Origin of the sequence: Candidatus Flexicrinis affinis, assembly GCA_016716525.1 — a bacterium.
GTDB lineage: Bacteria > Chloroflexota > Anaerolineae > Aggregatilineales > Phototrophicaceae > Flexicrinis > Flexicrinis affinis.
Genome location: JADJWE010000001.1, coordinates 632,132 through 646,478, shown reverse-complemented (window position 1 = coordinate 646,478; position 14,347 = coordinate 632,132). Strand labels below are relative to the sequence as shown.

At 62.0% G+C, this 14,347-nt stretch carries 11 protein-coding genes; 6 read left to right on the top strand and 5 right to left on the bottom strand.

Annotated features, from left to right (window positions below; genetic code table 11):
• The first annotated feature begins 13 nt into the window (after positions 1 to 13).
• From IPM16_02545 to IPM16_02535, 3 genes are read left to right on the top strand one after another with little or no spacing between them, the layout of a single operon-like run.
• A complete protein-coding gene (locus IPM16_02545) occupies positions 14 to 1,006 on the top strand; it encodes a hypothetical protein (protein ID MBK9121986.1) in 993 nt (330 codons plus the stop codon).
• On the top strand, positions 1,003 to 1,593 hold the full coding sequence (gene rsmD / locus IPM16_02540) for a 16S rRNA (guanine(966)-N(2))-methyltransferase RsmD (GenBank protein MBK9121985.1): 591 nt from the start codon (positions 1,003 to 1,005) through the stop codon (positions 1,591 to 1,593). Before IPM16_02545 ends, rsmD begins: the two co-directional genes overlap by 4 nt.
• Complete coding sequence (locus IPM16_02535; protein ID MBK9121984.1) at positions 1,590 to 2,030, top strand: hypothetical protein; 441 nt, start codon at positions 1,590 to 1,592, stop codon at positions 2,028 to 2,030. Before rsmD ends, IPM16_02535 begins: the two co-directional genes overlap by 4 nt.
• Before the next feature lie 6 nt (positions 2,031 to 2,036).
• Here the strand turns inward: IPM16_02535 and IPM16_02530 are convergent, their stop codons facing one another.
• Complete coding sequence (locus tag IPM16_02530; GenBank protein ID MBK9121983.1) at positions 2,037 to 3,458, bottom strand: CCA tRNA nucleotidyltransferase; 1,422 nt, start codon at positions 3,456 to 3,458, stop codon at positions 2,037 to 2,039.
• Positions 3,455 to 4,021: a hypoxanthine phosphoribosyltransferase gene (gene hpt / locus IPM16_02525; GenBank protein MBK9121982.1), complete on the bottom strand. Its 567-nt coding sequence runs from the start codon at positions 4,019 to 4,021 to the stop codon at positions 3,455 to 3,457. The genes IPM16_02530 and hpt overlap by 4 nt, the downstream gene beginning before the upstream one ends.
• A 207-nt stretch (positions 4,022 to 4,228) precedes the next feature.
• Between hpt and IPM16_02520 the strand changes: the two genes are divergently transcribed.
• A complete protein-coding gene (locus IPM16_02520; protein MBK9121981.1) occupies positions 4,229 to 5,251 on the top strand; it encodes a hypothetical protein in 1,023 nt (340 codons plus the stop codon).
• Here the strand turns inward: IPM16_02520 and IPM16_02515 are convergent.
• The 3 genes from IPM16_02515 to IPM16_02505 all read right to left on the bottom strand — a co-directional run bounded on the left by IPM16_02515 (position 5,246) and on the right by IPM16_02505 (position 10,802).
• Positions 5,246 to 7,087, bottom strand: coding sequence for a hypothetical protein (locus tag IPM16_02515; protein ID MBK9121980.1), 1,842 nt, complete (start codon positions 7,085 to 7,087; stop codon positions 5,246 to 5,248). The two genes, IPM16_02520 and IPM16_02515, sit on opposite strands and share 6 nt — an antisense overlap.
• 134 nt (positions 7,088 to 7,221) lie before the next feature.
• Positions 7,222 to 9,078 carry an ABC transporter ATP-binding protein gene (locus tag IPM16_02510; protein MBK9121979.1) on the bottom strand — a complete coding sequence of 619 codons (1,857 nt, stop codon included), beginning with the start codon at positions 9,076 to 9,078 and terminating at the stop codon, positions 7,222 to 7,224.
• Positions 9,075 to 10,802, bottom strand: coding sequence for an ABC transporter ATP-binding protein (locus tag IPM16_02505; protein ID MBK9121978.1), 1,728 nt, complete (start codon positions 10,800 to 10,802; stop codon positions 9,075 to 9,077). Before IPM16_02505 ends, IPM16_02510 begins: the two co-directional genes overlap by 4 nt.
• Before the next feature lie 553 nt (positions 10,803 to 11,355).
• Between IPM16_02505 and pstS the strand changes: the two genes are divergently transcribed.
• On the top strand, positions 11,356 to 12,714 hold the full coding sequence (gene pstS / locus IPM16_02500) for a phosphate ABC transporter substrate-binding protein PstS family protein (GenBank protein MBK9121977.1): 1,359 nt from the start codon (positions 11,356 to 11,358) through the stop codon (positions 12,712 to 12,714).
• A gap of 733 nt (positions 12,715 to 13,447) precedes the next feature.
• Positions 13,448 to 14,308, top strand: a complete 861-nt coding sequence (gene pstC / locus IPM16_02495) for a phosphate ABC transporter permease subunit PstC (protein ID MBK9121976.1) — start codon at positions 13,448 to 13,450, stop codon at positions 14,306 to 14,308.
• Positions 14,309 to 14,347 lie beyond the last annotated feature (39 nt).

The window sequence follows — 14,347 nt, the reverse complement described above, 5'->3', positions numbered from 1 at the left end:
ACACGATCCGGTCATGGAAAAGCGCGAACGGCTGGAACGGACGCTCGCGGGCGAAGCCGCCGACCGAGCGCCGATTGCCGTGTGGCGGCCCTTTCCCGGCGATGACTTGCGTTCCGCCGACTATGCGCAGGCCATCGTCGACTTTCAACTGCGCTACGACTGGGATATGTGCATGATCGCGCCGCCGTGGAGTTTTGCCGGCGGCGATTACGGCCTGCAGGAAGAATGGCGCGGCGCACCTGACGGCGAACGCATCGCCGTTCGCAGGCCAATCCGCCGTTCGCTTGACTGGACCGATCTGCGCCCCGCAGATCCATCCAAAGGCGAACTGGGGCGGCTGACCGAAACCATCGCTGGTGTGATCGACGGGCTGCGCATGACGGGCGTTTCGGTGGTTGTCGGTGTCCTGAGTCCGCTGACACAAGCCGAGCGATTGGTTGGGCGCGAGCTGCTTATCCGGCATTTGCGCCTCCGCCCTGATCGCCTTATGACTGGGCTGAACACGTTGACCGAGTCGACCGTTCGGTTTCTCGATTCCCTACGCGGTACGGCCGTAAGCGGTATTGCGCTGGTCAGCGAGCTGGCCGACTGCACCGTCCTGTCCGAACCAGAGTATGAGTCGTTTGGCCTCCCCGGCGACTCGGCGCTCTTGTCCAGCGCGCCAAAGGGCGTTTGGCTCCGGATCGCGTACCTCGCAGGCGCGGCCGCGATGACGCGCCTGTTCGCGCGGCTACCTGCGACCCTCGTTGCGTGGGACGACCGGTCCAGCGAAACCGATCTGGCTGCAGGTCGGTCGATGTGGTCGGGCCCAATCCTCGGCGGACTCGATGCGGAACTGGACATGCGCGCGGGAACGCCATCCGGTGTGCGCGAAGCGGTGCGTGCCAGCCTTCATACGATGGGTAACCGCCGCTTGGTCGTAGGATGCGGCAGGCCGCTGCCGGTAACCGTACCGCACGGCAATCTGAAAGCCGCGCGTACGGCCGTGGAGCGCGGCACGCCATGAGCACGCGCGTGATTGCCGGGACGGCCAAGGGCCGCCGGCTTAAACTCGTCCCCGGCGATACGACCCGCCCGATTATGGACCGGGTTAAAGAAGCGTTGTTCAGCATCCTCGGCCGTAGAGTCTATGATGCGCAGGTGCTCGACCTGTTTGCCGGTACCGGCGCTGTCGGCATCGAGGCGCTCAGCCGGGGAGCCGCACACTGCATCTTTGTCGACCTCGAGCGCCGCGCGATCGATACGATCCGCGACAACCTCAAGACGACCGGCCTCGCTGGCAGCGCCGAAGTGCGCCGCGCCAACGCCTTTCAAGTCCTCTCCGGGCCGGTAACGCCGTGTGACGTGATCTATGTCGCTCCGCCGCAGTACCGCACCTTGTGGGCGGATACGCTGCACGCGCTGGATGCGACTCCCCAGTGGCTTGCGCCCGGCGGTGTGATCGTCGTGCAGATCGACCCTAAGGAGCGCGCGCCTATAGCGTTGAATCACTTTTCGCCTTATGATGAACGACGGTACGGAAGCACGCTGCTGTGGTTCTTCCAGCATCACGCCGAGGCTGCACCCGAAAACGCAGAGGATTCCCCTTCATGATGTTTCCTGAGCTTGAGGCCGCCGCGGACGATCTGATCGCCGAGTTCGGCGTGACGTCGCCACCGGTGCCCATCGACACCATCATGATGACGCCAAAACCCGGCATGTGGCCCAAGATCGATCTCGGTCAGCTCACCTTGAGCTTCACGTCACGCGGCGATCGGTTTGCACCGCGTATCTCGATTGCTCGCCTCGTGGTGCGCCAGCTCGTCCACACCGATTGGGGCAAGCAGCACAACCTCCCCGACTTAGTCGGCTATGAACCCGACCGTATCGCCGATTACGCGCGCATGGTACTGATGCCGTGGTCGTTGATCGAGAAGGTGCCGGAACGCGATCGCAACCCGATCGGAATCGCGATGACGTTCATGGTGCCGGAAGACGACGCCGAACTACGCCTCAACCTGCGCGCCAACGAGGACAAGCCGCAGCCTTAACTTCTGCTAACTGCCAAGCACCTCGCGGGCCACGGCAAGCGCGCTTTCCGCATCGTGTACGCGTCCAACAACCTGCGCTTCACGAATTGCTGTAAGCAGCCTGCCGACCACGGCGCCGGGGCGCAAATCGAGTGTCGCCATTAACGTATGGCCGTCGATCACCGCCGGCGGCTCGACCACTTCGGCCGATCGTACAAAGAACGCTTCAAGCATCACCTGCGCGCGTTCCAACACGTGTACCCACCGATCCTGATCCAACGCTACACCAGCGCGGCCAAGTTCCTCGGCCAACGCGATCAGCACCGCATCGACGCCCGCGTCACGCGGCCCGTACCAGTACCGGTGAAGCATCAGGTCGTCAAGCGGGCGTTCCAGATCGGTCACCAACGTGCGGTCGGCACGGAGAACGGCAGTCAGCCGCGCCCGTTCCGGATTGCTAAGACGCAGCCGTTCGCACATCGGCTCGACCACCGAGGGTGCGTCGGACATGGAGCAGGCAAGTGCGGCGGCGATCATCAACAGCGCGCGATGCGGCCGTTCGTTAGCCCACTGCACCGAGATGTGCGCCTGCAATGCGGCGCGAAAGCGATCGAGCGACACCACGAACGCCCCCAGCCCGAAGGCGGCGGCGGTATTGTCGCTGCGCTGCGGACTAATGGCAATGAGGATCTGATCAAGTCGTTCGACCACACTGAACACCATGTCGCGATCGGCAGACGAGAGCACCGACACCTCCGGCAGCACGGCGGGTAGCAGTCCAACCGCGCTCATAATGCGCATGGCAGCGTAAGGCTTGATGCCGGCCAATACACGAACGGCCTCGTCACGCAGCCGCTCCGGCGATACGGTCGACAGCGCGCCGGCGTGTCGGCGCATATCGGCCAGCGTCTCGCGTTCGATGTGTCCGTTGAGCTGCAAGCTCAGGCGGACGGCGCGCAGCGTCCGCAGGGGGTCGGACGTGAGGCTCTGCTCGCTGCAGCGGCGGATCAGCTTCTGCCGCAGGTCGGTCTCGCCGTCCATCGGATCGATCAGCAGGGTCATGTCCCCCTGAAGTGGGCTGGCCATGGCGTTGATCGTGAAATCGCGCTCGCGCAGGTCGCCCTGGAGATCGTCGGCGCGCAACGCCGCCACGTCAATGTTCAGTCGCCCCTCCGGTCTCTCCAGCAGTACCCGGGCAACGTCACGCTCGGCATCCATCACGTACACATCGCCGTGCAGCGTGTTCGCGATCAGCCGTGCCAATCGGGTCGCGCCACGATGCGTCACGAGGTCGAGGTCTTTGACGGGAAGGCCGAAATAGGCATCGCGCACAGCGCCGCCGACCACGTAGATGGGTTCGGGATAATCCGCCAGCGACTCGGCGAGATCGAGAACAATGTCCGGCCAGATCAGCGGGCGCACCGGCTGACGCGGCACCACACCACTCATTTGGGCGCAATTCCCAGCTTTTCGAGGTCTACCACCCCGATGTACGGCAAGTTGCGAAACCGTTCGTCGAGGTCGAGCCCGTAGCCGAACACGAACTTGTCCTCGATCGTAAAGCCGACATAGTCGACCTTGATCTCGACCTTGCGCCTGCTCGACTTGTCGAGCAGGGTACAAATGCGAATGTCGATCGGGCCGCGTGTCTTGAGCATTTCGATCACTTTGCTCAGGGTGTAACCGCTGTCGATGATGTCCTCGACGATCAGGACGTGCTTGCCAGACACCGAGACGGACAAGTCCATGTCGATCCGAACGTCGCCGGAGGTTTGGCGTGCGCCTCGGCCGTAACTGCTCACCGCCATGAAATCCATCTCGTGCGGCACGTTGATATGTCGCGCCAGATCGGTTAGGAACATCACCCCGCCTTTGAGGATGCACACCAGAATCAGGTCTTCGTCATCGGCGTAGTCGGTGCTGATCTGCTCGCCGAGTTCGGCGACGCGCGCCTGCAGCGTATCAGCGTCGATTAGTACTTCCTTCAAGAACCTCTCATGCGCATTTCTCATCGGCTGACCACGATTCCATCGTACTATGTGAGGCGATCGGTGTCCGGGAGTGTTCGCGTGCGGACTCGCCGGAATACGTTTGCGTAGTATAGCAGGTTGACGAACTTCCACGGGATGTCCGCTGTGAGCCACACGAGATTGGTACTGGCCGCACTTCTCTTGCTACTACTTGTGCCGAGCAGATCGGCGGGGGCAGAGAGCGCGGCGATGATGCTTGAGCATGATGCGGTTGTGACGTGGGCGGGCTGGTCGCCCGATGAAACCTACATTCTGACGACATCGGAAGACGGAACGGCGCGGCTTTGGGATCACGCGAGCGGCGAGCTTGCGCGTGTCTACGATCACGGATCGCCAGTTCGCGGCGCGTCGTGGGATCGCTCCGGCCAGATGTTCCTTTCGTGGACGGACGCAAGCGTCATCGGACTGTGGTCGGTTGACGACATGGAGCCGATCATGCGCCTCGAAAACACCGCCCCCGTGCGCGGCGTCGTTTTCGCCCCGGACGGCGAGTCGATCCTATCGTGGGGTGGCGACGCGGCAGTCGAGTGGTCGCTGGCAGGCGAGCCGCAGCTCCGGCTCGAACATCGCTCGGTGGTGCGCTCGGCGCAGTGGAGCGACGACGGCACGCACATCCTGACGTTTGCCGAGGCAGGCACCGCGACGATCTGGGACGCCTCGACCGGGGAGCGCCTAAGTGAGCAGGCCTTTGGGCGGGATGCGTTGGGCGCGGCATGGACAGCAACCGAAGACCGCGTTCTGGCGTGGACAATGTCACGCGGCGTCCAAGTATGGCAGCAGGGGGCATTCGCGCCGGGCTTGACCCTTCCGCACCGCACATTCGTGGACGGCGCCGTGTGGAATGCCGATGAAACGCGCATCCTCTCGTGGTCTGCCGACGACACGGCAAAGGTCTGGGACGCGCAGTCCGGCGATGAAGTGCTCACCCTGCGGCACATCGACTGGGTCGAGGGCGCGCGCTTCAGCAGCGACGAAACGCGCATCCTCTCGTGGTCATACGACAGCGTATTCCTGTGGACGGATGATGGCGCGAAACTGGGCGAATTTCGACACGACCTGCTGGTCACCGGCGCGGTGTGGAACCGGAGTGAGGATCACGTGCTGAGCTGGGGTTGGGACGGCACCGCCCGCGTCTGGGACGTGCGCGAGCTTACCGGCGAATTCGTTCCGACGCCGGAGCCGCAGCAGGGCGTAGGCCCCGGCGATCTATGACCGCTGGACGTCGATCCCGGCAGCGCCGAGCGCAGCCTCGAGCGCTTCGAGTTGATCGGCGCGAACTGTCACGGCGGTATCGCCCAGCCGTGCACCGAGGTAGCGCCTGAACTGCGGCTTATCCCAGATCGCGTCAAGTACTTCGATAGACGTCGTGCGCAGGACGACGACCTGTTCGATCCAGACGTCCGCCTGCGCGCCTGCTTTCCACACGTGCAGCAGCTGCGCGACGGTATCCGGTAGCTGCTCCAGCCCCATGACCCGCTGCACATACTTGGCAATCCGGTCGGTCGAGATCCCCTGTGCCGCGCCGCGCTGAATGCCCGCCGCGTCGATGCGGTATTCGTACGGCTTGGCGGCCGTGGCCGGACTCACCCACGTGGTAAAGCGCGCGATCTGAAAGCGGTCGAATCGCGAAAACGCACGGCTAACACGCAGTACGCCATCGCTGTCGAGCGTCGGCCTTTCGTCGGCATCGGCGCGCGACGGGAACGGCTGATCGGTGAGAAACGCGCGCCCGTACGCGTTTAGCTGCACGGCATTGTCGCCCAACGTGAGCAACCCGAGCCAATGAAGCGGCTGTGTGATCACAAAGTCGAGCAGCGCGCCGTCGACGGCATCCCAATCCTCGAATCCGCTCAGGTAGTCGCCCGACTCGCTGCGGATATACCACGAGTCGAAGTCGCCACCGGGGCGCTGAAACGCCGGCTCTCGGTCCTTGACCGCGCTGATGAACTCGTCGATTGCCCACGCCGCGTCAATGGGTACAAAGCCCTGAATCAGGTTCAGAATCTCGCCACGCGAGGCCACCGGATCGTACGACCAGCCCTCGGTTTCGACGTTCAGCCCCGGCACGTGCAGCAGGTCGACATAGTCGGTTGAAGTGCGCCACGCCTGTGCAAGCTGCTGCGTTTGCTGAGCGCGACTGGCTTCCAACCACGGCCGTGCGACATCGCGCTGGGTGTACGCGACACCGTCTTCGATATAGATCATGCCCGAGGAGATGCCGAGCAGGAACAGAAATGTGAGGCGCTGTGGATCGTTGACGATGAGCTGCCGGCGCAGGACTTGCCGCGCTGCTTCGTCCAACGCGTACGTGCCGCTGATGCGAACGGTCATGACCTGCAAGAACGCCAACAGTGTCGTCAGATCGTCGACGAGGCTGGTGTCTGCTGCGCGCGGGTTCTCGACGCCGTCCAGCTTGCGGATTCGCCCCGGTGCGCTGGTTGGTGGTGGGCTGGATTCACGGGATGGGGCGGGCGTTGGCGCAGTCGCACGCGGGGCCGCTGCCTGTACCGGCGCCTCCTCCTCCGGATAATCCTCGTCTGATTCCTCGTCTTCGTCGAAATCAATGTCTTCTTCGAGGTCTTCGAGTGTCGCGGCAGCGGGATCGAGGTTGTAGCTGGTACGGCTGAACGGCAGCACGGACGCGAGGTCGTCAGGGATGTATACGATCGGACCGAGGCCGGACGACAGCTTGTCGATCCCAAGCCCGATCAAGCCGGCGTAATACAACGACTCGCTCGTGTTGGCCGGCTTCTCGTGGGGCTTTTCGCGCTCGATCTGGCCCGCGCCCATCTTGCGTACGTCGCCATGCAGGCGGCTGAACATGAGCTGGGCGATCCGGTTGCCGGAGCCGTTCAGCATCTTGAGCGCGTCGCGCTCCTTCTGCGACAAGCTGTCGTAGACCCGCGTCGCGTTAGCGGCTTCGAGCATCTGTTTGGCTACCGCCTCAGGATCGTTCTGGCTGCGCTTTTCCAGCTTGAGTCCCCAGCGCCGCGCCATCAGCGGCACGAGTTCAGGATGCTCTTTGAGCCACGCATCGAGTCGCCGCACGGTCAGACCCCGGATTTACCGAAACAATCGTTCTATTGTACCGCGATTGCGCAGTCGCGGTCACGCGGCGTTCGCGGAACGCAAACGGGGCGCCCATGATGGACGCCCCGCCGTTACAATTCCTAAGCCGCAACCTAGGCCGTGGCCTTTTCCAGCGACTCCTCGGACGATTCATCGTCACTGGACACGCGGAACACGTCATCGTAACTGCGTTCCAGTTCCTGCCTGAACTGTTGGGTGTACAGGTTGTAGTAGTACCCCTTCTTGCGCAGCAGTTCGCTGTGCGAGCCCATCTCCTGAATTTGACCTTCGGAGACGACGATAATGCGGTCGGCCCGCTTGATCGTGCTTAAACGGTGAGCGATCACGAAGCTCGTGCGTCCCTTCATGATCTGCTCCATGCCCTGCTGGATAAGCGCTTCGGTCAGCGTATCGACCGACGACGTCGCTTCGTCCATGATGAAGATTTCCGGCGCGGCCAGTACGGCGCGTGCCAGGCTCAGAAGCTGTTTTTGCCCGACCGACAGCAGGATGCCGCCTTCGCCGACTTCCTCATCGTAGCCCTTTTCGAGGGCGGAGATGAACCCGTGCGCGCCCGCCACCTGTGCCGCCTGTTCGATCTGCTCGTCGGTGGCGTCCAGGCGTCCGTACCGGATGTTGTCACGGATCGTCCCGCTGAACAGATGCGGCGTCTGCAGCACCATGCCGATACGGCTGTGGATACCATGCAGCGTGAAGTCGGTGTAGTCTGTCCCGTTGATCGAGATGCGGCCTGCTCGCGGCTCGTAGAACCGGCACAGCAAGTTCACGATCGTGCTCTTGCCGCCGCCGGTCGCGCCGACCAGCGCGATCGTCTCACCCTGCTTGACGGTCAAGCTGAAGTTCTTGAGCACCGGCTTCTCTGGCTCGTAGTAGAAGTCGACGTTCTCGAACTTGATCTCGCCGAGCAGAGTCTTCGGGTCGGCTGCGTTTTCCTTGTCCACGACTTCCGGCTCGCTGTCGAGCAGCGAGAACATGCGCTCGGCCGAGGCGACCGCGTGCTGAAGGTCGGCATACACGCGCGCGACATCCTGCACCGGCCACATCATGAACGTGATGTAGCTGACGAACGCCTGAATGCCACCGATGGTCAACAGGCCGGTGTTGACCTGCCAGCCGCCGTACCACGCCACCGCGCCAACGGCGATCGCGCTGATGATCTGCACGGTCGGCAGGAACAGCGCCGACATGTAGGCCGCGCGGTAAGCCGAGCGGTGGTAGTTGTGCGTCAAGTTGCTGAACTCGTCCAAGTTCTTGTTCTCGCGACGCATCGACTTGATCACGCGGATGCCGGTGATGCTCTCGTTGTACTCGCCCGAGATCATCGAGTTCAGCTTACGCACGTTGCGGTACTCGACCAGAATGCGCTGCTTGAACCAGATCGCAACGCGGATGATGATCGGCATCAGCAGCGCGACGATCAGAGCGAGCTGCCAACTGATGGTCGCCATGAAGATCAGCGACATCGTGATGTTCGTGATCGCCCACGTCACGTCCAAGAAGCCCCACGTCAACACGTTGGCGACGCGTTCGGGGTCGCTGGTGAGGCGCGACATGATCCAGCCTACCGGCTTGCGGTCGTAGTAGCTGAACGACAGGCGCTGAAGGTGCTCGAACATGCGCTTGCGCATGTCGTACTGCACGCGGTGTCCGAGGATGCCGCACACGTAGATGAACGTGAACACCATCGCCGAGAAGATCACCATAAGGCCGAGGTACTGCGCCACGAGGCCCAACAATACGTCCGGGTTGTTCGCCACGATGCCGTCGTCGACGATGCGCTTCGTCAGCAGCGTAAAGTAGGACTCAAACAGGCTCACGCCCATCGCGGCACCGAGGAACACGGCGACAGCGCGTCGGTAGGGCTTCAGCTGGCCGATCAAACGGCGGATCGTTCCGCCGTTGAGTTGACTGCTGAATTCCTCTTCTTCGAAACGTTCGACTTCACTCATGCGTTGAGTTCCCTCTCGAGTTCTTCCTCGATGCGCGATTGCATGTCAAAGATGCGCTGGTAGAAGCCGTCCTGTGCGATCAGTTCGTCGTGCGTGCCCATCTGCACGATACGGCCCTTGTCGAAGACGATGATCTTGTCGGCGTTCATGACCGTCTGCACGCGATGTGCGACGATGAAGCCCGTCCGGCCCGGAAGCAGCTGGCGAATAGCATCGCGGATGGCCGCCTCGGTCTCGCTGTCGACTGAAGATGTTGCGTCGTCCAATACGAGGATACGCGGGTTCTTCAGCAGTGTGCGCGCAATCGCCACGCGCTGCTTCTGCCCGCCCGAGAGCGTGACGCCGCGCTCGCCGACCATGGTCGAGTAGCCATGTGGGAAGCTTTCGATCACGTGGTGGATCGCCGCGGCACGCGCCGCGTCGTACACTTCTTCGTCTGTGACCGCCCTGTCCACGCCGTACAGGATATTCTCCTTGATGGTGCGGCTGAATAGGAACGGTTCCTGCTCGACCACGCCGATACTGCGGCGCAGGAAGTCGCGCGGGTATTCCTTGAGGTCGACGCCGTCAATCAGGATGCGCCCTTTAGAGTGTTCATAGAAGCGCATCATCAGGTTGATGACAGTTGTCTTGCCGCTGCCCGTGCCGCCCATCAACGCGACGACTTCGCCCGGCTTAGCCTCAAACGACACGTCACTGAGAACCGGGAGGCCGCGCTCGTACTCGTACGACACGTGGTCGAACTCGACGCTGCCCTTGATGGCCGGAACCGGCGGCGTATCGGTCTCGCCCAGCGGCTCGCGCGGGCTGCGGATAATCTCCATGACGCGGTCGTAGCTGACCATCGCCGCCGACGCCTGAACGATCAGACGGCCAAGGTTGCGCATCGGGTGGATCACGTAGACGACCATGCCGGCGAACGCGATGAACTGGCCCGCGGTTATCTCACCGTTCAGGGCCAGGCGCGCACCGAGGTACAGCACCATGATCTGATGGAAACCGGTCAGCAGGTCGGTGGTCGGCCAGAACAGCGAGTGCATGATCAGCAGACGACGCCCCTTCAGGAAGTGCTTGTAGTTCTCCTGATCGAAACGTTCCATCTCGTGGCTCTGCCGCGCGAACGCTTTGACGACGCGCACGCCGGTCAAGTTCTCTTGCAAGCGCGTCGAAACGACGGCCTCTTGCGTCTGCATCTCCTCGTAACGCTTGTTGACGCGCTTGAAGAAGAACAGCGAGACGAGGACCACGATGGGTACTACCAGCGACGAAACCAGTGCGAGCGGAGCGTGTATCGTCGCAATCGCGACGACGTTGACCACGAACAGGAGCACGATGCGCCCCATCCACACGCCTTGTTCGGTGAAGAACGCGCCGATCGCGCGAACATCCGACGTCACGCGTTGGACCTGATCGCCGGTCGGGTGGGTGTCGTGATAGGTGAAGGTCTGCCGCTGCAAGTGATCGTACAGGTAATTGCGCAGCCGCAGCGTAACGCCCTCGGACGTCTGCGCCGCAAGCCGGTTGCTTGTGAATGACCCGCCGCCTTCGGTCAGCGCAAGCAGCAGGAAGCCGAGCGCGATGAAGGGCACGATTGTCATCATGTCGTCGCGAAACAGGATTTCGTCGACGAACAGGCTCAGCAGCAGAAGCGCCGTTGTCTTGGCGCCTACTGCGACGGCCTGAGCGCCGATGGCCCCGAAGTAGTGCCGTCGGTAACCGGTCATCAACCGCCAAAGTCCGCGTAGACGATTCGATTGGATGGCGTCCTGAAGATCGTAATCCGGGCGCTTGATCAGGTGCGTAAGATGGGGGGCGGAAGCACTGACTGCCACGTATCGCGTTCTCCTGAAAGTGTGCAGACGACTATTGTACTTGAGTCTAACGGACTTTGAACATTTGAGAATGTTCCAATGCCGGAAATGGTCCTATGTTGACCCTTCATGAACCATATAGGACTATCCTAGCACCTAGACAGCGTAACGGATAAGTGACGTTCTGTAAACCACCGGAAAGTGGGTGGATACAACGTGCCTACCGCTAGCCATCTTCAACGTAATACGCAATCTAAAGTGGCTGGGTTCGAAATCGAGGCATCATCGGGGCGTTCAGACACTGTTAAAGACGCTGGTCCGACTTTGCGCTTACGTTAAGGCGGCTCGATTCAGGTCTTAAATAGGCCGCCCCCGCGCGTTAAACAACTGTCGGTAGCATACGCTCGAAGTCGTGGACGACCTGACCGCGACGTTACGTACAAAGCTAGCGAGGAGCTGGAGTCACATGCAGAAGTTTCGTGTACTAGCGGTAATCCTGGTCATCGCGGTTGCACTTTCGGGCGCCGTTATGGCTCAAGATCAGAACATTGTCGAGCTGGCTGCCAGCAACCCGGATCTCTCGACGCTGGTCAGTCTGGTGGAAGCCGCGGGCTTGGTCGAAACGCTGAGCGGTGAAGGTCCGTTTACGGTGTTCGCCCCGACCAATGACGCGTTCGCCGCGCTGCCCGACTTCGTCGTCGAATACGTGACCTCGAACCCGGAAGTCTTGACCGCGGTCCTCACCTACCACGTGGTTGCGGGTGCAGCCGTAAGCAGCGATCAGGTCGTGTCCGGCCCGGTTGCCTCGGTGAACGGCGCCGCGATTACCTTGACCGTCAACGACATGGGCGTGTATGCCGATCAGGCGCAGGTCATAACCGCAGATGTGATGGCTAGCAACGGCGTCGTCCACGTGATTGACAGCGTCATCGTTCCTCCAATCGCAGTCCCCGAGATCATCGCCGCAGACGTAACTGGCGACATCGTCAACGCCGGCAGTTCGACGGTGTTCCCGGTATCCCAGTTCATCGCTGCCGAGTTCGCTGCCGAAGGCTTCACGGGTGAGATCACTGTGGACAGCATTGGTTCGGGAGCCGGCTACGAGCGCTTCTGCGCAGCCGAAATCCCCAGCGACATCGCCAACGCCAGCCGAGCCATCCGCCAGAGCGAGATCGATGCCTGCGCCGCTAACGGCCGCGTTCCGGTCGAGTTCCGCGTGGGCGACGACGGTCTGTCGGTGGTGGTCAACCCCGCCAACGACTGGGCCGACGATCTGACGCTTGCCGAATTGGCGCTTGCCTTCTCGACCGCCGTGACGTGGGCCGATGTCCGCCCCGGCTTCCCCGAGTGCGAGATCGTCCGGTACTCGCCGGGCACCGACAGCGGCACGTTCGATTTCTTCACCGAGGTCGTGTTCGATGAGGACACCGCTCCGATCCTTGCCGCCAGTCAGATCAACCTGAACGAAGACGACAACGTCCTGCTGGACGGTGTGGCGCAGAACGAATGCGCAATCGGCTACTTCGGCTACGCCTACTACGTTGAGAACGTTGACCGCATCAAGCTGGTCGCGGTCGACGGCGTGGCCCCGACTGCCGACAGCGTTGCCAGCGGCGCTTACGTTCTGGCCCGTCCGCTGTTCATCTACACGTCAGCCGACGTCATCGCCGAGAAACCGCATGTCGGCCAGTACCTGCTCTACTACATGGGCCGCGTACCGGATGCGATCGACACGACCGGCTACTTCCCGGCGAATCCGTATGTCTTCAACGTCGCCAAGCTGCTGGCTGTGGCGCTGGTGAACACCTCAAGCGGTTCGATGTAATTCACGCTAGAGGCCAGCAATCGGCCTCTGCTCTGGGGGAGCGTGCTTCGAGGCACGCTCCCCTCCTGTGCTTGGAGTGATCGTTATGAACTTATGTTTCTTCATGTCTTGAGAACTTAGTCTTGCAGGTGTTGGGGGATCCAGAATGCAAGGTAGCGAATCTCAGAAGCTTCCAGTCGCACCGAGTCTCGAAGTGTTCAAGGCCGCGGAAGATCTCGACCTGACCCGTCATTTCCGCCCGGGCGAGGACCTTATTCGGGCGATTCTGATGGCATGCGGGATCGTTTCGATCTTCACCACGATTGGCATCGTCCTCGTCCTTGTCGGCAATACGATCACGTTCTTTCAGGCCCGGACATGGGTCTTTGCACGTCAGCCGGTCGCCGCGGAGCAACCGCTGGCGCGGCTCACTACGGCCATCGGCGAAAGCGCAACATCGTTCCGTATCGAGTACTTGGCGGACAGCAGCCAGTTCAGCAACCAGCAGTATCTGCTGGTCGGCAGCGAAATCATGCGCATCACGACGCGCAGCAGGACGTCGGTCGACGTGGCGCGCGGGCTAGTGGAAACGCACGCAGTGGCCCACCCGGCAGGCGCCGAAATCTTTCCCATGACGGAGGACCTCGCAAAGGTCGCGGAAGCGCTGCCTCCAGACGACACGTCACTTGTGGTTAGCGAGGGATTCGGTCACCTTTTCACAGTCGGCGAAGAGATCGAAGTCGACGCCGAGATCATGCTTGTTACCGCGATCGAAGGGGACATCCTCACGGTTGAGCGCGGCGCGCAAGGCTCGGTGATCAACGATCACAGTGCCGGGGCCAATATCGCGCTGCCGGACTACGTAACGTTTGGCGAGTTCATCTCCAACACGCTCTGGCAGCCTCAAGGTGGCGAATTCGGCATCCTCCCGTTGATCACCGCCACGCTGCTGACCAGCGGCGTCGCGCTGGCGGTCGCCATTCCACTCGGCCTCGGTGCGGCGATCTACTTGAGCGAGTACGCCCGACCCGGCGTACGCAATACGCTCAAGCCGATCCTCGAGATCCTTGCCGGCATCCCGACCGTCGTGTACGGCTTCTTCGCCCTCACGTTCGTCACACCGACCTTGAAGAACTTGCTGTTCGGCAGTTCGCTGAACTCGCTGAACATGCTGGCGGCAGGGATCACTGTTGGCATTCTCATTACTCCGCTGATCAGCTCGATGTGCGAGGACGCAATCAGCGCCGTGCCGCGCTCGCTCCGCGAGGCGTCTTATGGCGTAGGCGCGACCCGCCTCGAAACGACCGCCAAAATCGTGCTGCCTGCGGCAGCCAGCGGAATTTCGGCCGGGATCATACTCGCCATGTCGCGCGCAGTGGGCGAGACGATGGTTGTGCTGCTGGCCGCGGGCGCTGGCCCGAACTTTACGTTCGACCTGCGGCAGAGCGCCGAGACGATGGCCGGCCACATCGCGCGCATTAGTACCGGCGATATCTCTTACGGCTCGCTGGACTATACGAGCATCTTTGCGGTCGGCATGACACTGTTCCTATCGACACTGGCGCTCAACATCGTCAGCGACTTCATATCGCGCCGCCTACGCGAAAGGTACTAAGGCACATGCCAAACCTGATCGACTCGGGAGTCTACAGGT